This is a genomic window from Rossellomorea vietnamensis, assembly GCF_008180415.1.
Lineage (GTDB): Bacteria > Bacillota > Bacilli > Bacillales > Bacillaceae_B > Rossellomorea > Rossellomorea vietnamensis_C.
On the sequence record NZ_VTEI01000003.1, the window covers coordinates 748,066 to 770,558 of the forward strand.

Annotated in this window: 16 protein-coding genes and 1 rRNA gene; 9 read left to right on the top strand and 8 right to left on the bottom strand. The window is 41.6% G+C overall.

Annotated elements, in window-relative coordinates; genetic code table 11:
• Nucleotides 1–294 precede the first annotated feature (294 nt).
• The 8 genes from noc to rpmH form a co-directional block, all read right to left on the bottom strand.
• Entirely contained in the window at nt 295–1,167 is an 873-nt protein-coding gene (gene noc, locus FZC78_RS09695; protein ID WP_148939477.1) for a nucleoid occlusion protein, read from the bottom strand.
• Nucleotides 1,168–1,805: 638 nt separating this feature from the next.
• The gene (gene rsmG, locus FZC78_RS09700; protein ID WP_148939478.1) at nt 1,806–2,522 is read right to left on the bottom strand and encodes a 16S rRNA (guanine(527)-N(7))-methyltransferase RsmG; all 717 of its coding nucleotides are present in this window, start codon (nt 2,520–2,522) and stop codon (nt 1,806–1,808) included.
• A 63-nt stretch (nt 2,523–2,585) separates the two neighbouring features.
• The gene (mnmG, locus tag FZC78_RS09705; RefSeq protein WP_148939479.1) at nt 2,586–4,475 is read right to left on the bottom strand and encodes a tRNA uridine-5-carboxymethylaminomethyl(34) synthesis enzyme MnmG; all 1,890 of its coding nucleotides are present in this window, start codon (nt 4,473–4,475) and stop codon (nt 2,586–2,588) included.
• A gap of 163 nt (nt 4,476–4,638) precedes the next feature.
• The gene (mnmE, locus tag FZC78_RS09710; RefSeq protein ID WP_148939480.1) at nt 4,639–6,024 is read right to left on the bottom strand and encodes a tRNA uridine-5-carboxymethylaminomethyl(34) synthesis GTPase MnmE; all 1,386 of its coding nucleotides are present in this window, start codon (nt 6,022–6,024) and stop codon (nt 4,639–4,641) included.
• A 1,346-nt stretch (nt 6,025–7,370) separates the two neighbouring features.
• Nucleotides 7,371–7,994 (bottom strand): RNA-binding cell elongation regulator Jag/EloR, encoded by a 624-nt coding sequence (jag, locus tag FZC78_RS09715; RefSeq protein WP_148939481.1) that lies wholly within the window; start codon nt 7,992–7,994, stop codon nt 7,371–7,373.
• Complete coding sequence (spoIIIJ, locus tag FZC78_RS09720; protein WP_148939482.1) at nt 7,991–8,764, bottom strand: YidC family membrane integrase SpoIIIJ; 774 nt, start codon at nt 8,762–8,764, stop codon at nt 7,991–7,993. Before spoIIIJ ends, jag begins: the two co-directional genes overlap by 4 nt.
• A gap of 165 nt (nt 8,765–8,929) precedes the next feature.
• Nucleotides 8,930–9,301: a ribonuclease P protein component gene (gene rnpA / locus FZC78_RS09725; RefSeq protein WP_148939483.1), complete on the bottom strand. Its 372-nt coding sequence runs from the start codon at nt 9,299–9,301 to the stop codon at nt 8,930–8,932.
• Between the two features lie 365 nt (nt 9,302–9,666).
• Complete coding sequence (gene rpmH / locus FZC78_RS09730) at nt 9,667–9,801, bottom strand: 50S ribosomal protein L34 (protein ID WP_006837292.1); 135 nt, start codon at nt 9,799–9,801, stop codon at nt 9,667–9,669.
• A 1,178-nt stretch (nt 9,802–10,979) separates the two neighbouring features.
• Between rpmH and dnaA the strand changes: the two genes are divergently transcribed.
• From dnaA to FZC78_RS09775, 9 genes are all read left to right on the top strand, one after another.
• Nucleotides 10,980–12,326, top strand: a complete 1,347-nt coding sequence (gene dnaA / locus FZC78_RS09735; RefSeq protein WP_148939484.1) for a chromosomal replication initiator protein DnaA — start codon at nt 10,980–10,982, stop codon at nt 12,324–12,326.
• A gap of 686 nt (nt 12,327–13,012) precedes the next feature.
• Complete coding sequence (gene dnaN, locus FZC78_RS09740; protein ID WP_148939485.1) at nt 13,013–14,149, top strand: DNA polymerase III subunit beta; 1,137 nt, start codon at nt 13,013–13,015, stop codon at nt 14,147–14,149.
• Nucleotides 14,150–14,399: 250 nt separating this feature from the next.
• A complete protein-coding gene (gene yaaA / locus FZC78_RS09745) occupies nt 14,400–14,621 on the top strand; it encodes a S4 domain-containing protein YaaA (RefSeq protein ID WP_148939486.1) in 222 nt (73 codons plus the stop codon).
• A 14-nt stretch (nt 14,622–14,635) separates the two neighbouring features.
• Complete coding sequence (recF, locus tag FZC78_RS09750) at nt 14,636–15,754, top strand: DNA replication/repair protein RecF (RefSeq protein WP_148939487.1); 1,119 nt, start codon at nt 14,636–14,638, stop codon at nt 15,752–15,754.
• Between the two features lie 9 nt (nt 15,755–15,763).
• Nucleotides 15,764–16,024, top strand: a complete 261-nt coding sequence (gene remB / locus FZC78_RS09755) for an extracellular matrix regulator RemB (RefSeq protein ID WP_148939488.1) — start codon at nt 15,764–15,766, stop codon at nt 16,022–16,024.
• Between the two features lie 53 nt (nt 16,025–16,077).
• Nucleotides 16,078–17,994, top strand: a complete 1,917-nt coding sequence (gyrB, locus tag FZC78_RS09760) for a DNA topoisomerase (ATP-hydrolyzing) subunit B (protein ID WP_148939531.1) — start codon at nt 16,078–16,080, stop codon at nt 17,992–17,994.
• A 158-nt stretch (nt 17,995–18,152) separates the two neighbouring features.
• Nucleotides 18,153–20,699, top strand: a complete 2,547-nt coding sequence (gene gyrA, locus FZC78_RS09765; RefSeq protein WP_148939489.1) for a DNA gyrase subunit A — start codon at nt 18,153–18,155, stop codon at nt 20,697–20,699.
• A gap of 138 nt (nt 20,700–20,837) precedes the next feature.
• Nucleotides 20,838–21,926 carry an HD-GYP domain-containing protein gene (locus tag FZC78_RS09770; RefSeq protein WP_148939490.1) on the top strand — a complete coding sequence of 363 codons (1,089 nt, stop codon included), beginning with the start codon at nt 20,838–20,840 and terminating at the stop codon, nt 21,924–21,926.
• Between the two features lie 349 nt (nt 21,927–22,275).
• Nucleotides 22,276–22,493, top strand: a 16S ribosomal RNA gene (locus FZC78_RS09775); the annotation flags it as partial.

The following is a 22,493-nucleotide window of genomic DNA, read 5'->3' on the forward strand; positions in this document are numbered from 1 at the left end:
CTTCTATTCTATCAAAATTCCGGAATAGTTTGTCTTTCATTTCAAAAAAATTCTATTTCCAATTTATATTGAATGGCTGCATACAAAAAGTGAGAAACCATTTAACTGTTTCTCACTGAAAAAATCTATTGTGCTGTTTTTAAAAACTTACTGCTGCAAAGAAGCAAGGGACTTCCGCTCAATCCGCTTGAGTATAAGAAAACACCTCACTTTTTGAAGTAAAGGGTGAAAAAGTCAGCACAATAGATATCTATGAATATAGGAATAATGCTATAGCAGATTAATAGATTATTATTATTGCTTTTTCTTAGGTATTTTTATAGTGAACTGATAATATTCTTCATGCTCTTCTTCCTGGGAATCAAGTTTAATTCCACTGTCAGAAACCATGGACAGCGATTGGCGGATCGTGTTGACCGCTATTCTCATATCCTTGCTGAAGGCCTTGCGCTTTGGCTTCGGTTTTTCTTCACCTTCAGAAAGCATTTTATCCACTCTATCTTCAGTTTGTTTGACATTGAGGTTTTTCTCAACAATTTCCTGAAGCAGGATCACCTGTTTTTCCTTCTTTTTAAGAGGGATGAGTGCCCTCGCGTGTCTTTCTGTGATTTGCTTGGCCAGGACGGCTTCCTGTACTTCTTCAGGCAGCTTTAAGAGCCTGAGCTTGTTGGCAACAGTGGATTGTCCTTTTCCAAGACGCTGTGCCAAGGCCTCCTGGGTTAAATTATGAAGCTCAAGCAGTTTGCCATAGGCAACAGCCTCTTCGATTGGAGAAAGCTCTTCCCTTTGCAAATTCTCTATTAATGCAACAGAAGCTGTTTCTGTATCAGACATATTTTTAATAATTGCAGGTACAGTTTCCCAGCCAAGCATTTGAACTGCCCGGAACCGGCGCTCCCCTGCAATAATTTCATACTGATTCTCATCGCTTTGCCGCAGGACGATCGGCTGTATGATTCCGTGAGTATGAATCGTTCTCGATAGTTCTTCAATCTTCTCTTCGTTAAAGACTGTTCTTGGCTGAAAACGGTTAGGGACAATATTGGAAATTGGAATATTCTTTACTTCATCTCTATCATTCACTTCGCTGACAGCAGCTTCCATCTCCTGATCAGTACCCTGGTCTTTTTCTCCTAAGCCAAAAAAACGAGAGAAAGGATGCTTCATCTTCCTACACCACCTTTAAGGAACTCCCTTATTTACTATTCTCTATCATATGACAAGTTCCTGCAATCACTTTGACCGTTTATCAGATATTAATCGACACTATTTTCAGTGTGAACATCTTGTTATTTTGTAATTTAAACTAACCTTAACAGTGTTGATCGGATAGAATATTTGATTTCCGCTTCAGGTACGTGACTCCGCGGGGCGGGCGGTGAAGTAAAAGCAGAAGCGGCCGTTCAGCGACGTACAGATTTTAGGGCTCTCGTATGAGATAAAGAAATCACGAAGAGCTTAAGCGATTCGATGATGACTTATCGCAAGGAGAGAGACCGAAATCTGCTAGTCGCTGGCCGCTGGAGCTGGATGAGCCTCCTCGGCTTTGCCTGCGGGGTCTCACCTGCCCGCTAATCCCGCAGGAGATCACGTACCTTCCGCTCCAATCAAAAAACGTCTAGATATATTCACCAGCCTTAAATTCCATACCTGAAATATACTTTCCTAAAGTCTGAGCCCATTATGGCAATGAAAATATTAAAACAAATCTTTAACATCATATAAATAGTCGATTATCATTCATGATATTGTACGATCAAAGTCTTTAACAGGAACCGGTTGATGCACATAGCTTTTAACGGATGTTACTCTAACGGAAGCTTATTAGGTGTTCCAGGTTTACGCGGATACTTCTTAGGTGTCGGCTTCACTTTCTGAATAACAATGATGTTTCTTTCGCTTTCTTCTATCGGAAGCTGAAAAGAATGGACTTCTTCCAGTTCTCCGCCTAAAGTTGTGATTGCTTTCTTTCCTATATTCATCTCTTCGGACGCACTGGCTGCTTTCATTGCAGCAAAAGTACCATTTTTCTTCACTAACGGAAGACATAATTCGCTTAATACAGACATTCTGGCCACAGCTCTTGCGGTTACCAGGTCGTATTGTTCGCGATGCTCCGGTTTCTGGGCGAATGTCTCCGCACGGTCATGATAAAAGTGGGTGTTCTCCAGTTCAAGCTTCTCAGATAAGTGATTAAGGAATGTGATCCGCTTATTCAGGGAATCGACTATATTCACTTCAATCTGCGGAAAGCATATTTTCAGAGGAATACTAGGAAACCCAGCCCCGGCACCCACGTCGCATACCCGGATTTCCCGGTTGAAATCCAGGTAAAAGGCAGCGGTGATAGAATCATAAAAGTGCTTCAAGTACACTTCTTCTTTATCAGTGATGGCAGTTAAATTCATCTTTTCGTTCCATTCAACAAGCGTTTCATAGTATTGCTCGAACTGGGCGAGCTGCTTTGATGTCAGGTTGATGCCCTTTTCGCTCAACTTTTCTGTAAACTGAGAAATTTTCATTGATTCAATCCTTCCTTTAAAACTCTTTTCGGCAGATTCGGAAAAGAGCCGCGGCTTCTTCTATTATTCAGCTGATACCTTAGCAATTTTTCCTTGTTCAATATACACAAGCAAAATTGAAACGTCTGCAGGATTTACGCCGGAAATCCTTGAAGCTTGGGCCAATGATAAAGGACGGACTTCTTTTAGTTTCTGTCTTGCTTCAGATGCGAGGCCGTTGATGGCATCATAATCGATGAAATCAGGGATTTTCTTGTTTTCCATCTTTTTCATTTTATCGACCTGCTGCAGCGATTTCTCAATATAGCCTTCATATTTAATCTGAATTTCTACCTGTTCTTCAATATCTTCTGTTAAAGATACTTCACTTGGAATCAATGATTTAATATGGCTGTAGTTCATTTCAGGGCGTCGAAGCAGATCGGATGCCAGGATTCCGTCTTTCAGTTCACTTCCGCCGGCTGCTTTGATCACACTTTGCGTCTCTTCATTCGGTTTCAGCCTGATTGTGCTTAACCGCTCTTTTTCTTCCTCAATCGATGCCTTTTTCGTTAGGAAACGTTCATACCGCTCCTTATGAATGAGACCGATTTTGCGGCCGATTTCTGTGAGACGAAGGTCTGCATTATCATGGCGCAGAAGCAGACGATATTCCGCACGTGAAGTCAGAAGACGATAAGGTTCATTAGTCCCTTTTGTCACGAGGTCATCAATGAGTACCCCAATATAAGCATCAGAGCGGTCTAAAATGACCTCTTCTTTATCCAATGAACGGCAAGCAGCATTAATACCCGCCATCAAGCCCTGTCCAGCCGCTTCTTCGTAGCCAGATGTGCCATTGATCTGTCCTGCTGTATAAAGGTTTTTAATTTTCTTTGTTTCCAATGTCGGCCATAGCTGTGTCGGTACAATTGAATCGTACTCAATTGCGTATCCAGCCCTCATCAGCTGTGCTTTTTCCAGTCCGGGGATGGTAGCAAGAATTTTCATCTGCACATCTTCCGGAAGACTTGTTGATAATCCTTGAACATACACTTCTTGTGTGTTCTTTCCCTCAGGCTCCAGGAAGATTTGATGCCTAGGTTTATCATGGAAACGGACAACCTTATCTTCAATGGATGGACAGTAGCGTGGTCCTGTCCCTTTGATCATTCCTGAGTACATAGGAGAACGGCTCAGGTTGTCATCAATCAGCTGATGTGTTTCGGCATTGGTATAAGTTAACCAGCATGGCAGCTGATCTGTAATGTATTGGGTGGTTTCATAACTGAACGCCCGAGGCACTTCATCGCCCGGCTGTATTTCTGTTTTCGAATAATCGATTGTTTTACTGTTTACTCTTGGAGGAGTTCCCGTTTTGAAACGAACCATATCGAATCCAAGCTCCTGTAGATGCTCTGAAAGTTTAATGGAAGGCTGCTGGTTATTTGGGCCGCTTGAATACTTTAGATCTCCAAGAATGATTTCACCCCGAAGGAAAGTTCCCGTCGTGATGACAACCGTCTTGGCACGGTAACTGGCTCCCGTTTGTGTTACTACACCTTTACACTCCCCATCTTCAATGATAAGGCTTTCGACCATTCCCTGAAGAAGTGTCATGTTCGGTTCATTTTCAATTGTTTTCTTCATTTCATGCTGATAAGAAAATTTATCTGCCTGAGCTCTTAAAGCACGTACGGCAGGTCCTTTTCCAGTATTCAGCATACGCATCTGGATGTGGGTTTTATCTATATTTTTACCCATTTCTCCACCAAGCGCGTCAATTTCCCTGACGACAATTCCCTTTGCGGGTCCGCCTACTGACGGGTTACACGGCATGAATGCGACCATATCGAGATTGATTGTAATCATCATGGTCTTGGCACCCATTCTTGCAGCTGCCAGTCCGGCTTCTACACCTGCATGGCCCGCACCGATAACGATGACATCAAATTGTCCTGCTTCATATTGCATCGTTTTCGTTTCCTCCTTAATGTTGGTACTTCTATTTTTAAAACTTTCTTCAAGTAAGTCGTTCTATCTTTTGTCCCTGTTCGTGAACTTTGCTGGTATCTAAAGGGTCTAAAGGGTAACAGTTTTTTTACCGCACCTTTTTTTCAAGGTGATGGGGGCACGGTTATTTTCCTAGACAAAATTGAGAGAAAAGCTGATCGATCAAGCTTTCATGAACACTTTCCCCAATGATCTCACCAAGGAGTTCCCATGTCCTAGTTAAATCGATCTGGGCGATATCAATTGGAGTCCCCATTTCGACTCCATTGATTGCTTCATCAATGCTGTTGTGCGCTTGATTCAAGAGAGCAATATGGCGGCTGTTGGATACATAGGTCATATCCCCCGCTTCCAGTGATCCTGCAAAGAACAGTGAAGATATGGCTTCTTCCAACTCGTCGATTCCCTGTTCTTCCAATAAGGAAGTGGTAACAATCGCATGCTGTGATGCCAGTTCCTTGACTCTATCCATATCAATTTTCTGAGGAAGATCTGTTTTGTTGACGATGACAATTACGTCCATGCCTTCAACCGCTTGAAACAATTGTTCATCTTCATGAGAAAATTCGTCAGAGTAATTCAGTACAAGCAGGATTAAATCGGCTTCTTTCAAAACCTGCCTTGACCGTTCGACACCGATTCTTTCCACTATATCTTCGGTCTCGCGGATTCCAGCTGTATCGACAAGACGCAGCGGAACTCCTCGCACATTTACGTATTCTTCTATTACATCACGGGTTGTTCCAGGAATATCGGTCACTATTGCCTTGTTTTCATGGACAAGGCTGTTGAGCAATGACGATTTTCCTACGTTCGGCCTGCCAATGATGACAGTAGAAAGTCCTTCTCTAAGGATTTTTCCCTGTTCGGACGTTCGCAGGAGCTTTTCAATCTCAGCACGAACATATTTTGATTTCTCCAGCAGAACGCCATGGGTCATCTCTTCAACATCGTCGTATTCCGGATAGTCGATGTTTACCTCAACATGGGCGAGGGTCTCAAGAATTTCCTGGCGAAGCTTTCGGACCAGCTTGGACAACCGGCCTTCCATTTGGTTCAGCGCAACATTCATGGCTCTGTCCGTTTTCGCTCTGATTAAATCCATTACCGCCTCAGCTTGAGATAAATCAACTCGTCCATTAAGGAATGCTCTTTTAGTGAACTCTCCGGGTTCTGCTAAACGAGCGCCGTATTTCAGCACCAGCTGAAGAACTTTATTGACTGAAACCAAGCCGCCATGGCAATTGATTTCAATAATATCTTCACGTGTAAAGGTTTTAGGTCCTTTCATGACCGACATCATGACTTCCTCTACAACTGCACCAGTAGAAGGATCGACAATATGTCCATAGTTGATTGTGTGGGAAGCAACATCGTGGACCGAATCACCTTTGATTCCTTTGAAGACTTTGTCCGCAATATTGAAGGCTTGGTCACCGCTCAAACGAACGATTGCTATCGCACCTTCTCCCATCGGAGTAGAAATGGCTGCTATCGTATCGAATTCCATCTCTCTCACCTCTTTTCTTAATCTCTTATTCCTGTCCCGTGCTCAACTATTAATTTTGAACACACGAAAGAATCCGGGATGGCTTTTTACTAACTTAGCCATTCCATCGGTAAAATATCTATATTGTAGTGATTTATTTATAGGCGTATCGTTCATCCTCTAAATGATTAGAATATCATACTCTTCATAGATAAAAAAGTTCGGGTTAGCATTTATCCACAAAGACATTTTCCTCATTCTCTCATTTTAACTTATCCACATGTGAATAACAATAAAGCGAATCAGAACGTTTTCAGTATTTGTCTAAAACACTTCGTTTTTTTAGTCCTTTTTTAACTGCAGCCGATTTGTCTCCCAGTGAAGCTATACAGAATGAAATCCAAGAGTCAGAGATAAGAGGCCGTAAAAAGAGCGGTTATACAGCAGCATATCCGGAGCTTAGAGAGATAGTGCTATAAGAAGAGTGTTTATACAGCACCAACTCCATTGATTTGAAAGATGATGCTGTAAAGAGAGCGGTTATACTGCATCAAATTCAAGGGCTTAGAGAGATAGTGCTATTAAAAGAGTGTTTATACAGCATTAAATCCAGCACTTAAAGAGATGATGACGTAAAAAGAGCGGTTATACAGCATTAACTCCAGGAATTAGAGAGATAGTGCTGTATAAAGAGTGTTTATACAGCATCAAATCCAGCACTTAGAGAGATGATGACGTAAAAAGAGCGGTTATACAGCACCAAATCTAGGACTTAGAGAAATAGTGCTGTAAAAAGAGCGGTTATACAGCAGTAACTCCAGCACTTAGAGAGGATCATGCCTAATAAAGAGCGCTTGTGATCTTTTCTGGCGAGCCCATCTTCAAAGGAGGAAGCTAATCCTTGTACTTTGAGCCGTAATAAGAAACCGATTAAGGATAGAAAGAGTTCACATTTTTTGCTGAGAAACATTTGTGGTGTTTAAGGCGTTTAGTACTTTATAACCCTAGGATAGAGGAATGGTGCCGCTGTTTTATCACTAACTGGATACTGGGGAACATACTCTCAAACTATACGGAATTGAAGTGTTTAGGTTAACAAACACCAGGATTCTAAAGGAACTGGCGGCAAATGGCTGACTGAAACTCCAAAACAAAAAGCTGTATTCGGATATATTGTTGCTTTCAGATATCCCCGTATACTAAGGTTTTCTCTCAAATCTAAGAGAGCAGCTCTTTTCTTTTCCTGGTTATGAAGTTATTTCGGTGAATTATGGTTATTTTTTGGAATTAGTCTGAAATAACAACAAAGTTTACGAAAAGAGCTAAACAAAAAAATCCAGGCTGATAAACAGCCTGGATGGAAGTTTCTATTTTCTCTTGGGTTCTATAACAATGTAGCGGTTTGGTTCAGAGCCTTCTGAGAAGGTTTCCACCTTTTTGGATCTGACCAAAGCAGAATGGATTACTTTTCGTTCATAAGAAGGCATCGGTTCCAATGAAACTTTCCGATTTGTTCTAACCACTTTTTCTGCAAGTCTTTCCGCTAAGTTAGCGAGTGTCTGCCTGCGTCTTTCGCGGTAATTTTCTGCATCCAGCACGACTGTGAGGAATTGTTCTGAATATCGATTGGCTACAAGCCCGGCCAAATGTTGAAGTGAATTCAATGTCTGGCCTCTTTTTCCAATTAACAAAGCGATTTTCTCGCCCGCTAGTTGAAACTCGGCATGGCGGCCATCTACTTTAATGTCTATTTCAACATCGATTCCCATCATATTACTGACGGAAATCAAATAATTCTTTACCTCATCAAACGGATTGATGATTTTTTTTACATAAACCGTCGCAGGACGGGTTCCAAAAAGACCGAAAAATCCCTTTTTCCCCTCATCCTTCACTTCAATTTCAGCTTGTTCTCTACTGATGTTCAATTGAGCTAATGCAGATTCCACTGCTTCTTCGACCGATGGACCAGTAGCTGTTACTTCTCTCACTTTTTAGCTCCCGAGCTTTTCGCTGCGGCCTGTTTCAAGTCCGGCCCTTTGATGAAGTAGGTTTGAACGATCATGAATAAGTTACCAACAACCCAGTATAGGGAAAGCGCTGCCGGGAAGTTGATGGCAAAGATGATGATCATGACTGGCATAATGTAAAGCATCATAGCCATTTGCGGATTCTGGTTTGCAGTTCCTGCCATCATCATTTTCTGCTGTATGAAAGTCGTAGCACCAGCGATAAGCGGCAGAAGATAAAATGGATCCGGCAGACCAAGGTCAAACCATAAGAATGTATGGTTCTTGATTTCTTCGGTACGGCTTATGGCATGGTAAAAGCCAATCAAAATCGGCATTTGGACAATTAGCGGAAAACAACCTGCTAATGGATTGACACCATGTTTCTGGAATAGCCCCATTGTTTCCTGCTGCAGTTTCCTCTGTGTCTCTGCATCTTTTGAACTGTATTTTTCACGCAGTTTCTGCATTTCTGGTTGAAGCGCCTGCATGGCTTTGGAGTTTTTGGTCTGTTTAATCATTAATGGAAGAATCGCTAAACGAATGATCAGTGTAACGATAATGATTCCTAACCCATAGCTTCCATCAAAAAATTCGGATACTTTTGTAATCAATAAAGAAAGAGGATACACAATGTATTCATTCCAAAATCCGGAACTCTCCTCTGTGATCGGCTGGTTATATTCCATGCAGCCCGACAGGACAGTAACAAGTCCAATCATGACAAGCACGGCTAAAAATCTCTTTTTCACCCTCTACTTCCTCCCTAAAACTTTTTATCCGGACAACCTGGCTTGTCCATAAAGAAAATCCGATCATCTGAATTTCAATCATCGGAGCTTGTGCAAACACAGGGATATTGTAACATCTTTTACTTCCCCTATGCTGTAGAAACTTGTCAAAGTTCTTACGATTTTTTATTTCCTTTTGTCAAACTGTGCATGCTGCTTGCTATCCAGCACTTTGCTTTTCTTTAAAACATGGATCAAGCTTTTCTTGACATCATGAAAATCCATATCGGCCGCCGGTTTCCTGGCGATAATAACGTAATCATACTGATCCTTGACATCATCTTTCAATTCCAGAAAGACCTGTCTAATATATCGTTTAACTTGATTACGGACAACAGCATTTCCAATTTTTTTGCTGACAGAAAGGCCTATGCGGAAGAATTTCTGTTCTTCTTTCTTCAGTCTGTACACAACAAACTGCCTGTTAGCAATTGAGGTCCCCTTCTTGAATACCTCTTGGAATTCACTGTTTTTCTTCACTCGCTGTTCTTTTCGCATTTACCCACCTGCTATTTCTAAAGTAAATCTATTTTAGAACCCTTTTTTATTGAGATCGGCTTTAAAGGTTCATGTAAAACTAACATTGCTACCTTGTTACCTTTTTTCTCTATTATAAGAAGATTTATACCCCGGTCTGATTCAAAGGCTGTTTTCGCATATATTGTGGTTTATGGAAAAATCCCAAGAGCCGGTTTTCCCCGGATACTGAAGGTTTTCTCTCTAATCGGAGAGAGCAGCTCTTTTCTTTTCATAAGTTGCAGGTTATTCATGTGGATTGTGGTTATTTTTTTGGAATTAGTATCAAATAGCAACAAAGTTTACGAAAAGAGCCTTGAAAAAAGACCACTGATAAATTCAGTGGCCTAGGCAGATAATACTTTTCTTCCTTTTTGACGACGGCGAGCTAGAACTTTACGGCCGTTTTTTGAGCTCATACGTGCACGGAAACCGTGGTTTTTGCTTCTTTTACGAGAATTTGGTTGAAACGTTCTTTTCATATATGACACCTCCCTAAAGGAATGGATAAAATTATAGGTTAAAGACAGTCTTTTCAATTATAAAGAGAGGGACATAAATTGTCAATACCACCTCTTTTAATTTTTTGCAAGGCTGTAATGCTGCTATTAGGACAAAATTAAATCTATATATTCCCCTTTTCTTCATTGCTGAAGACTCCTTTGATAAACTCTGCTGCTCATTAATATGAATTTCGAGAAATGACAGCTTTTATTCCCCCTAATGTTCCTGGCTAGCAGAGCAATGAGCTGCATCTCCCGTTTCAATTAGAAACCAAGGAAAAAAAGCAGGATCCTGGGATAAATTTAGACTGCAGCCAAAGAAGGGTGAAAATTGGAGTCAATACTTTTGTCCTTCCCTCTCTTTATGATTAAGGAAATTTTGCAGATCTTAAGGAGGTGTCCACATCTCTTATACCTTTGAATAGAAGAAAAAAGTCAGTTAGTGGATGGTATGTTTTAATTCAATACTTCTTAGACCCCGTTTCTTCTCCCTCTTTATTAAGCTCTTCTCTTAAGCGTTTTGGTTTTTTACTATGATTTCTAATCCTCACTTAAATTCCTCCAGGACATGACATCCCGATTTTTTTGCTGTTCTCAATATAAAGGGAGACCCCTGAATATTTTTTCCATTAGTGAGCCAAAACCAAAGACAGTCGGTTCAACTTCTTCCACACATCTTCTTTTTTAAAATGGTCTGATTCATGCTGTACTTTTTCGATACCAAACTGGACTCCAGACAGCCTGTGGATATTTTTCGACACAAAAAATAACTATCCACAGCACATATTGACACCTTTTTCACAAATAAATACCCTGTGGAAAAGTTTTTTCAACAAGAACAGGCAATTGTGGATAAAGTTTAAAAGCCATTGCAACCGTAAGGATATTCTGATATGATTATTGTGTTTTCACTCTGAATTGCTATTGTTGGTAAAATACGTTATCCACAGTTGGTGGATAACTTGTGGATAGTTTGTACAGAGCCTTTGTAAAAGGTTGTCCACATAAGGTGCATATTGTCGAATAACCGTTTTTCTTCCTTATTATATATTTTTCCACATTCATAGTTTTGTATTTTTATTAATAATAAACTTTTACCGGAGAGTCAGGCTGTACAATCGTTGTACATACTCTTAGAGGAAAAGGAGGGGACCAGTTTGGAGAATATAGGGGACTTGTGGAATAAAGCCCTCTCGAACATAGAGAAAAAGATAAGCAAACCCAGTTTTGATACTTGGTTGAAGTCTACTAAAGCTCATTCCATACAAGGAGATACACTTGTCATCACCGCTCCCAATGAATTTGCCAGGGATTGGCTTGAAGGAAGGTATTCTCAATTAATTTCCGGTGTTCTATTGGATATTACAGGCGAAGAACTTATTGTTAAATTTATTATTCCGCAGAACCAGGAACCGGAAGAATTTGATATACCTGTACCTCCAAAGAAAGTCGCTGATAACGACGACAGCCAGGAGTTTCATCAAAATATGCTTAACCCTAAATATATGTTCGACACCTTTGTTATCGGGTCCGGTAACCGCTTTGCACATGCTGCATCGCTGGCTGTTGCCGAAGCGCCGGCCAAGGCATATAACCCGTTGTTCATTTATGGAGGAGTAGGACTTGGGAAGACCCACTTGATGCATGCCATCGGACATTATGTCCTTGAGCATAATCCGGCTGCAAAAGTGGTTTATTTATCTTCTGAGAAATTTACGAATGAATTCATAAATTCCATTCGTGACAATAAAGCCGTTGATTTCCGGAACAAATATCGCAGTGTCGATGTACTTTTAATCGATGATATTCAATTTCTTGCAGGGAAAGAACAGACTCAGGAAGAGTTTTTCCATACCTTTAACACCTTGCATGAAGAAAGCAAGCAGATCGTCATTTCGAGTGACCGGCCTCCAAAAGAGATTCCGACACTTGAGGACAGGCTCCGCTCAAGGTTTGAGTGGGGATTGATTACGGATATCACTCCTCCTGACTTGGAAACAAGGATTGCCATCCTGCGGAAGAAGGCAAAAGCGGAAGGATTGGATATTCCTAATGAAGCCATGCTCTATATCGCTAACCAAATCGATTCCAACATCCGTGAATTGGAAGGTGCCTTGATCAGGGTTGTGGCCTATTCATCGTTAATCAACAAAGACATCAATGCCGATCTGGCTGCCGAAGCTTTGAAAGATATCATTCCAAGTTCCAAACCGAAAGTGATCACAATCGCTGATATTCAAAGAGTGGTCGGTGAACACTTCAATATAAGGCTGGAGGATTTCAAAGCAAAAAAAAGGACAAAGTCCATTGCCTTCCCGAGACAGATTGCAATGTATTTATCTAGGGAAATGACCGATTTTTCACTTCCGAAAATAGGAGAAGAATTCGGGGGCAGGGACCATACGACCGTCATTCATGCACATGAAAAAATCTCTAAAATGCTTGGAGCAGATTCAGCTTTTCAGCATCAGTTGAAAGAGATCAGGGATGTTTTAAAAAGTTAACTACTTTTTGCCCTCATAATTGTGGTTGTGGTGGTAGAGAAAGGTGTGCGTTCACCTCAAGGACTTGAATACACCAGGTTACAGAGCCCAGCTGAACCAAGTCGTGCAGCTGCAGCGAACCTATATAAACAGCCCTAACTCTTTAAGTAAGGCTCTTTCCAAAAGGCTGTTTTCGCATACAGTGTTGCTTTCGGAAAAATCCCAAAAGCCGGATTTTTCCCCAGATACTAAGGCTTTTCACTATAATCTGGGATAGTAGCTCTTTTCTTTTCATGTTAACTAGGTTATCTCGGTGACTTAAGGTTGTTTTTTTCTGGAATGAGTATCAAATAGCAACAAAGTTTACGAAAAGAGCCTTCCTAAAAGGTTGTTGCTTAGAAATCTTCATTCTCACCAAATGCGCACATTCGTTTGTCTACAGCGGAAATCCGTTTTTTTAAACAGCAGATTTTAATAAAGAACCATATAAAATACCAAAAAGTTAATAGAGAGTTATCCTGAATACTGTTAATAACTTTGCTATGTTTGCACACAGTCTATCCACATGTGGATAGACTGTGTTTCCTTTCGTTTTTCCCACTTATCCACATACTAACAGGCCCTATTACTACTAGTACTATTTTTTTAATAAATATATTAGTATATGCAGCAGTAAAAAAATTATGTTCAAACTGGAGGAAAAGATAATGAAATTTGTTATCCAAAGGGACAATCTCGTACAGAGTGTCGGAGATGTCATGAAAGCTGTCACATCCAGAACAACGATTCCCATTCTTACGGGGATCAAAATTACAGCTAATGATGAAGGAGTCACATTGACAGGAAGTGATTCCGATATTTCCATTGAATCTTTTATTCCAAAAGAGGAAGAAGGAAATGAAATAGTAGAGGTGTTTGAAACAGGCGGAATTGTCCTGCAAGCGAAGTTCTTCAGCGAAATCGTTAAAAAACTTCCGATGGACACAGTCGAAATTGAAGTTCAAAACCATTTACAGACAGTGATCCGCTCAGGAAAAGCAGAATTTAATTTAAATGGACTTGATCCAGAGGAATATCCACACCTCCCTCAGATTGAGGAAGGAAATGCCTTCAAGGTACCAACTGACTTGCTGAAGACAATGGTAAGACAAACGGTATTCGCAGTGTCCACCTCAGAAACACGCCCCATCTTGACAGGTGTAAACTGGAAGGTGGAAAATGGGGAACTTTCCTGTATTGCAACAGACAGCCATCGTCTTGCGATGAGAAAGGCTCCACTTGAAAATGATAATGGAAATGAATACAATATCGTGATTCCAGGAAAAAGTCTGACAGAGCTGAGCAAGATCCTTGATGATAATTCTGAACCAGTGGAAATTGTCATTACTGATAATCAAGTACTGTTCAAGGCAAAACACTTATTGTTCTTCTCCAGACTGTTAGAAGGCAACTATCCGGATACAAGCCGCTTGATCCCAAATGAAAGCAAAACAGAATTGGTCCTGGCGACAAAAGAATTTCTTCAGGCAATTGACCGTGCTTCGCTTTTGGCTAGAGAAGGAAGAAATAATGTCGTTAAATTATCGACAGTAGAAAGCGGCGTAATCGAAATCTCTTCCAATACTCCAGAAATCGGGAAAGTCATCGAGCAGGTTCAAAGCCAATCGAATGAGGGAGAAGAATTGAAGATTTCCTTCAGTGCCAAATATATGATGGATGCACTAAAAGCATTGGAAGGAACAGAAATCCATATTGATTTTACAGGAGCAATGAGACCGTTCGTTATCAAACCTCTCCATGATGACTCTATATTGCAGCTGATTCTGCCTGTAAGAACCTATTAATTCAAAAAGTATATGAACCGACTGGCTGACTAACAACACCTTCCGTTATGCAGCCAGTCGCTTTTTCATTTAGGAAGCAGTATGACAGTCAGCTTTAACACGTTAAACCACTAAGAGGGACTGTCCCTTTCATTGCTTTAAAGTGCCGAAGCACCTTCTGCAAAAGCATTTGCAGGTTGTGTTTTGTATTAAGGTGAAAATATAGTAAAATAAAATAATTAGATATTATGCCGGAAAGTAGTGATCTATCATGGAAAAGCATATTACCATTGATACTGAATATATAACTTTGGGCCAGTTTTTGAAGCTGGCTGAACTAATTCAATCAGGAGGAATGGCCAAATGGTTCCTGAGTGAACATGAAGTCTTTGTTAACGGAGAACAGGATCAAAGAAGAGGAAGAAAATTGAGGGTTGGAGACAAAGTTGAAATAGAGGAAAATGGGGCTTTCATCATCTCTGACGAAGAATAAGAGGATGACTGTTTATGTACATTGAAGAAATTCAACTCAAAAACTATCGGAATTATGACTCCATTGATATCACATTTGAAAACAGTGTGAATGTTATCTTGGGTGAAAATGCCCAGGGGAAAACCAATATCATGGAGTCGATTTATGTTTTGGCAATGGCAAAATCCCACCGTACATCAAATGATAAAGATTTAATACGCTGGGATGAGGAATATGCTAAAATAAAAGGCAGGATACAAAAATATAATGGCTCTATCCCTCTTGAATTGGTGATTTCCAAAAAGGGCAAGAAAGCCAAATCCAATCATATTGAACAGAAGAAATTGAGTCAGTATGTAGGAAATATGAATGTCGTCATGTTTGCGCCTGAAGATCTCCACTTGGTGAAAGGGAGCCCTCAAGTGAGGCGTCGTTTTATTGATATGGAAATCGGGCAGGTATCACCTGTCTATTTGCATGATATCGCTTTGTACCAAAAGATCCTTCAACAGCGCAATCATTACTTGAAGATGCTGCAGATTAAAAAGCAGAAAGATGAGACGATGCTCGACGTTTTGACAGAACAGCTGATTGAAGTAGCCGGGAAGATCATCCGTAAGCGGTTTGACTTCATCAAGCTTCTGCAAGAATGGGCACGTCCCATCCATTCGGGGATATCCAGAGGCATTGAAACCTTGGATATTCAATATAAACCGTCCATAGATGTATGCGAAGATCAAGATTGGTCGAAAATGGTAGGAATACTAGAGGACAAATTTAATTCAATACGGCAGCGTGAAATAGATAGAGGGGTGACTCTTGCGGGTCCTCACAGGGATGATCTGCAATTCTTTGTCAATGACAGGGATGTCCAGACTTTCGGATCTCAAGGCCAGCAGCGGACCACGGCCCTTTCTCTGAAACTCGCTGAAATTGAACTGATTCATTCAGAAATTAAAGAATACCCAATTCTTTTACTGGACGACGTATTGTCTGAACTGGATGACTTCAGGCAGTCCCATTTACTTAATACTATTCAAGGCAAGGTGCAGACCTTTGTCACCACGACTAATGTAGATGGCATCGATCATCAGACGTTGAATGAGGCCACAACATTTGAAGTTGAAGCCGGTCAGATCAAGAGAGTGAAGTGAGGTGTTTCCATGTATATTCATGTTGGGGAAGATGTGATGGTAAGAACGGATGAAATTATTGCGATTATAGACAAGGATACTGTTCAATTTTCAGAGGAAATGCAATTATTTCTTAAAAAGAAAGAAAAACAGACGAGCAACCTGGCTAAAGGTACATATAAGTCTCTAGTGGTCACCGTAGACCAGCTGTATCTTTCACCATTGGCATCCACCACATTGAAGAAGCGTTCGAGAAAATGGAACACCCATGACAATCTTTTAAATAGATAGTGAGAATGAATAATATTTATATGCACAGGAAGTGTAGGTGAATTGGTTTGACAATGGAACAAGAACAAAGACAATCTTATGATGAGAATCAGATACAGGTTTTAGAAGGGTTGGAAGCCGTAAGGAAACGTCCCGGAATGTACATTGGCTCCACCAGCTCCAGAGGACTTCATCACTTGGTTTGGGAAATCGTCGATAACAGTATCGATGAAGCTCTTGCAGGTTACTGTTCCGAAATCAAAGTGACAATCGAAGAAGACAACAGCATCACAGTCCGCGATGATGGACGGGGAATCCCGGTTGGTATCCATGAAAAAATGGGAAGGCCTGCTGTTGAGGTCATCATGACCGTCCTTCATGCCGGCGGTAAATTCGGCGGCGGCGGTTATAAGGTTTCAGGAGGGCTCCATGGAGTGGGTGCTTCTGTCGTGAACGCCCTGTCTACCGAATTGGAAGTATTCGTCCACCGTGACGGAAAAATCCATTATCAGAAATTCGAAAAAGGTGCTCCAAGCTTTGATTTAAAAGTGACAGGAGAAACCGATGTAACAGGAACAATCATCCACTTCAAACCGGATCCTGAAATCTTTACGGAAACAAGAGAATATGAATATGACATCTTAGCAAATCGTCTTCGCGAGCTTGCTTTCCTTAACAAAGGAATCAGGATCGTCATCGAAGACAAGCGTGTCGAAGATAAAAGCAATGAATACCATTATGAGGGCGGAATCAAGTCCTATGTAGAGCACTTGAACCGGACGAAAGAAGTCATCCATGAAGAACCGATCTTCATTGAGGGGGAAAGAGAAAACATTTCCGTGGAAATAGCCCTTCAGTACAACGATGGGTTTGCGAGCAACCTTTACTCATTTGCCAATAACATTCATACGTATGAAGGCGGAACACATGAATCGGGATTCAAGACTGCCCTGACCCGTGTCATCAATGATTACGCCCGAAAAAATAATTTATATAAAGACAATGACGCCAACCTTTCTGGTGAAGATGTGCGTGAAGGGATCACAGCCATTATCTCTATCAAACATCCTGATCCCCAGTTCGAAGGACAAACAAAGACAAAGCTTGGCAACTCGGAAGCAAGAACGATAACAGATGCTTTGTTCTCAGAGCACTTTGAATCATTCCTGCTTGAAAATCCCGTGGTCGCCCGAAAAGTAGTCGACAAAGGCTTAATGGCAGCACGGGCAAGGCTTGCTGCGAAAAAAGCAAGGGAACTTACCCGCCGAAAGAGCGCACTTGAAGTATCCAGCCTGCCTGGTAAACTGGCGGATTGTTCTTCAAGAGATCCCAAGATCAGTGAAATTTACATTGTTGAGGGTGACTCTGCGGGAGGATCGGCCAAACAGGGCCGTGACCGCCATTTCCAGGCGATCCTGCCTCTTAGAGGAAAGATCATCAACGTTGAGAAAGCAAGGTTAGATAAAATCCTCTCCAATAATGAGGTCCGTGCGATGATCACGGCACTAGGTACAGGAATTGGCGAAGATTTTGACATCTCAAAGGCGCGTTATCAAAAAGTCGTCATTATGACAGATGCGGATGTTGATGGAGCGCATATTCGTACGCTGCTGCTAACATTCTTCTACCGCTATATGAGACAGATTATTGAAGCTGGTTATATCTATATCGCGCAGCCGCCTTTGTACCAGATCAAGCAAGGTAAAAAGATAGACTATGTCTATTCAGATAAACAGCTGGAAGAGGCACTGGCACAGCTGCCTGCACAGCCTAAACCGGGAATTCAGCGTTATAAAGGTTTAGGTGAGATGAATGCCACTCAGCTTTGGGAAACCACAATGGATCCTGAATTCAGGACCCTTCTGCAGGTAAGCCTGGAAGATGCAATCGAAGCGGACGAAACCTTCGAGATGCTTATGGGGGATAAAGTAGAGCCTCGCAGAAACTTTATTGAAGATAATGCTGCATATGTGAAAAACCTGGACGTTTAATTCCTCAGCAGGATAGAAGCATCTTTTTCTATCCTGTCTTTTACATAAGGCCCTATTCAATCGAGAGTATGAGGACGGCAGTATATCACTAAGAAACTTAAGAAACAAAAGCGGACATAGGTAGCTAAAATACCTTTTAAAAGGAGGTCCCTTCTATTATGGCGGAAACACCACGTTCTAATGTAAAAGAAATTAATATTAGCCATGAAATGCGTACATCCTTCCTGGATTATGCCATGAGCGTTATCGTTTCCCGGGCATTGCCGGATGTACGGGACGGTCTAAAACCCGTACACCGAAGAATCTTATATGCGATGAACGACCTGGGAATGACATCTGATAAAGCCTATAAGAAATCTGCCCGTATCGTCGGCGAAGTAATCGGTAAGTATCACCCGCATGGTGATACAGCTGTATACGATACGATGGTGCGTATGGCACAGGATTTCAACTATCGTTATATGCTTGTAGACGGCCATGGGAACTTCGGATCTGTCGATGGAGATTCAGCAGCAGCCATGCGTTATACAGAAGCCAGAATGTCCAAGATTTCAATGGAAATTATCCGTGATATCAACAAAGATACAATCGACTATAGAGATAACTATGATGGTTCAGAACGTGAACCAATTGTCATGCCTGCACGTTTTCCGAACCTGTTGGTGAACGGTTCCTCAGGGATCGCTGTAGGTATGGCCACCAATATCCCGCCTCACCAGCTGGGTGAAGTGATTGACGGCCTTCTTGCACTGAGCAATGACCCGGAAATCACAATCCAGGAACTGATGGATTATATTCCAGGCCCTGATTTCCCTACAGCGGGAATGATCGTCGGCAGAAGCGGAATCCGCCGAGCGTACGAATCAGGTAAAGGCTCCATCACTATGAGAGCGAGAGTAAGAATCGAGACAAAGGCGAACGGTAAAGAAACCATTATAGTCGAGGAAATTCCGTATCAGGTCAATAAAGCAAAGCTTATTGAAAAAATTGCTGACCTGGTTCGAGATAAAAAGATTGACGGCATAACAGACCTTCGCGATGAATCCGACCGTAACGGAATGAGAATCGTCATTGAAGTCCGCAAAGATGCCAATGCCAATGTCCTTCTGAACAACCTATACAAACAAACGGCATTGCAGACGAGTTTCGGTATCAACCTGCTTGCCCTTGTAGATGGGCAGCCGAAGGTTCTTAACTTAAAGCAGTGTCTCTATCATTATTTAGAGCACCAGAAAGTGGTCATTCGCAGAAGAACCGAATTCGAATTGAAGAAGGCCGAAGCGCGTGCACACATTTTGGAAGGCTTGCGTATAGCCCTTGACCATATCGATGAAATCATCGCTTTGATCCGCGGCTCTCAAACAACTGACATTGCGCGGGAAGGCTTAATGGAGAACTTCTCTCTTTCTGAGAAACAAGCTCAAGCAATCCTCGATATGCGTCTTCAGCGCTTGACTGGTTTAGAACGAGATAAGATTGAAAACGAGTATCAAGAGCTTCTTAAGCTGATTGCAGAATTAAGAGCAATCCTTGCTGATGAGGAAAAGGTATTGGAAATCATCCGTGAAGAATTGAATGAGATCAAAGAGCGCTTCAATGACCAACGCCGTACTGAAATTGTGGCGGGAGGCATTGAGCAGATTGAGGATGAAGATTTGATTCCACGCGAGAATATCATCCTTACACTGACTCATAATGGATATATCAAACGTCTTCCAGTCTCCACCTACCGCAGCCAGAAACGCGGCGGCCGCGGAATCCAGGGAATGGGTACGAATGAAGATGATTTTGTTGAACATCTTCTCACCACATCCACACACGATACGATTCTTTTCTTTACAAACAAAGGAAAGGCGTTTAAAGCAAAAGGATATGAGATTCCTGAATTCAGCCGAACGGCAAAGGGAATTCCAATTATCAACATGCTGGGTGTCGACAAAGGTGAGTGGGTCAATGCAATGATTCGTATAGAAGAGTTCGTTGATGACTGGTACCTGTTCTTCACTACAAAGCAGGGGATATCAAAGCGTACACCAGTCTCTGACTTCGCTAACATCAGAACCAATGGCCTGATCGCGATCAACTTAAGGGAAAATGATGAACTCATTTCCGTTAAGCTGACAGATGGAAGCAAAGATATGATTATCGGAACCAAAAAAGGAATGCTGATCCGATTCCCTGAAACAGATGTGCGTTCAATGGGACGTACAGCTACCGGGGTAAAAGGAATCAATCTTGATTCTGACGATATTGTGGTAGGCATGGAAATCCTTGAAGAGAAAGACGATGTCCTGGTCGTTACGGAAAAAGGATTCGGTAAACGGACACCAGCAGAGGAGTACCGTATTCAAACACGCGGCGGGAAAGGCTTGAAAACCTGCAACATCACTGAAAGAAACGGTGAGTTAATCTCTGTTAAAGCTGTAACTGGTGAAGAAGACCTTATGCTGATTACAGCTAACGGCGTACTGATCCGTATGGATGTCAATGATATCTCAACAACAGGCCGTAACACACAGGGTGTGAAGCTGATCCGTTTAGATGAAAACAGTTCAGTTGCTACAGTGGCGAAAGTCGAGAAGGACGAAGAAAAAGAAGAAGAAGAGATCCCTGTTGATCTGACAGAAGAATCGGCTGATGGAGTCACAGAGGAAACCTCTGAAGAGAACGCAAACGATAATGATAACGAGAGCAGTAACGAATAAAACAGTAATCACTCTCCTTTCCGGGGAGTGATTTTTTATTTTAGCATCATTTATGTATGAAATGCTTAAGAAAAACGGTGCGAAGATTGTTAATTGTCTGGTAAAATAAAGAAATGAACGCTGGACAGAGGTGAAATAATGAAAATCAAGATACAAGAGGCAGAAGAAGGCTGCATTCTTAATCAGGATATTTGGGGAATGACTTCCTTACCCATCATACCTAAGAAAACGGTCATTCAAGATATACATATTAAAGTATTGCACTCATTTAATATCAAAGAAATATCTGTTGAAAGGATTAAAGCAGACGGAACCCCCTTTTCTCCTGTACAAGCAGTAGAGGATGAAGAGGATAGAACAGCAAAGCCTCTAAGACAAAAGAGTGACTTCCTGAATTTATATCTGAATAAAGTTCAGGAGTTCAAAGGGGAATTCCAAAACTGGCAATCTGGAATGTCTGTCTCCATTTCAAAAATCCGAAGCATCATCCTGCCTTTGCTGGAGCTTGTGGAGGAAAATCCAAGTAATGTTGCCCACCTCCACCAATATACTTCTAAAAAGGATTATATTTATCATCATCCACTGGCGACTGGCCTGTTGAGCGGGTTGATTGCCAAGAGGCTCGGAATGGATAACGGAAAAAAAATCCAAGTGACTCTTGCCGGGGTGCTGGCTGATTGCGGTATGGCCAAAATCCCTGCATCCATCCTTACTAAAGAGACAGCATTGTCAGAATCTCAATTCAAAGAAATCAAGATGCATCCTGTCTATAGTTATAAAATGGTGAAAGATATCAACCTCCTGAAACCTGAAACAAAACTAGCCATATTTCAACATCATGAGAGAATGGATGACAGCGGCTATCCAACAGGGGAGAACAAAGAAAAAATCCACCAATTCTCAAAAATTATCGCAGTTGCGGATGTATTCCATGCAATGACATCAGAGAGGGTTTATAGGAGCAGACAGCTGCCATTCCAGGTGCTGGAGCAAATAAAGGAAGACCATTTTGGCAAGTATGACATCCAGGCGGTTCAGGCGCTTATGGATATCATCTCAGATCTTACCATCGGTACAGAAATCCGTTTATCCAACGGAGAAGCTGGGGAAGTCATGTTCATAACAAGAGAAAATCCAACCCGTCCGCTACTACAGATGAAGGAAACAGAGACGATTTTGGATCTTGCGAAGAGAAGAGACTTATTTATAGAAGAAGTACTTTCTTAATCTGAAGAATTCGAAGCGGACCAGTCGGATGCTGGTTCGTTTCTTTTTAATGGAGAATGCTTCAAGATAAGTGAGAGTTTATTTCACCTGTAAAATCATAATTTCTTCTTGTAATCTCATGATGGTAAATGTATAATGAATCCCGTTGGCAAAAAGCCTGCTGAAACTTTTTTTGAAAAGTTATTGACATTATAACTGGATGAATGTTATATTATATAAGTCGCTTACGACAAGCGCACATTGAACATTGAAAACTAAACAACTCAAAACGTCAACGTAAATCTAGTAAGAACATGTTTCTTACAAAGTTGCTAATACTTTAAAAATAGCAAATGAGCAAGTCAAACTTCTTTCGGAGAGTTTGATCCTGGCTCAGGACGAACGCTGGCGGCGTGCCTAATACATGCAAGTCGAGCGGATTGATGGGAGCTTGCTCCCTGAAATCAGCGGCGGACGGGTGAGTAACACGTGGGTAACCTGCCTGTAAGACTGGGATAACTCCGGGAAACCGGGGCTAATACCGGATAGTTCTTTTCCTCGCATGAGGAAAAGTGGAAAGGCGGCTTC

Coding starts and splice junctions, on each gene's coding strand:
- yaaA (WP_148939486.1), top strand. CDS start 14,400: ATGGAAAAGCATATTACCATTGATACTGAATATATAACTTTGGGCCAG.
- rpmH (WP_006837292.1), bottom strand. CDS start 9,801: ATGAAAAGAACGTTTCAACCAAATTCTCGTAAAAGAAGCAAAAACCAC.
- dnaN (WP_148939485.1), top strand. CDS start 13,013: ATGAAATTTGTTATCCAAAGGGACAATCTCGTACAGAGTGTCGGAGAT.
- gyrA (WP_148939489.1), top strand. CDS start 18,153: ATGGCGGAAACACCACGTTCTAATGTAAAAGAAATTAATATTAGCCAT.
- rsmG (WP_148939478.1), bottom strand. CDS start 2,522: ATGAAAATTTCTCAGTTTACAGAAAAGTTGAGCGAAAAGGGCATCAAC.
- remB (WP_148939488.1), top strand. CDS start 15,764: ATGTATATTCATGTTGGGGAAGATGTGATGGTAAGAACGGATGAAATT.
- gyrB (WP_148939531.1), top strand. CDS start 16,078: ATGGAACAAGAACAAAGACAATCTTATGATGAGAATCAGATACAGGTT.
- rnpA (WP_148939483.1), bottom strand. CDS start 9,301: ATGCGAAAAGAACAGCGAGTGAAGAAAAACAGTGAATTCCAAGAGGTA.
- mnmG (WP_148939479.1), bottom strand. CDS start 4,475: ATGCAATATGAAGCAGGACAATTTGATGTCATCGTTATCGGTGCGGGC.
- noc (WP_148939477.1), bottom strand. CDS start 1,167: ATGAAGCATCCTTTCTCTCGTTTTTTTGGCTTAGGAGAAAAAGACCAG.
- FZC78_RS09770 (WP_148939490.1), top strand. CDS start 20,838: ATGAAAATCAAGATACAAGAGGCAGAAGAAGGCTGCATTCTTAATCAG.
- recF (WP_148939487.1), top strand. CDS start 14,636: ATGTACATTGAAGAAATTCAACTCAAAAACTATCGGAATTATGACTCC.
- mnmE (WP_148939480.1), bottom strand. CDS start 6,024: ATGGAATTCGATACGATAGCAGCCATTTCTACTCCGATGGGAGAAGGT.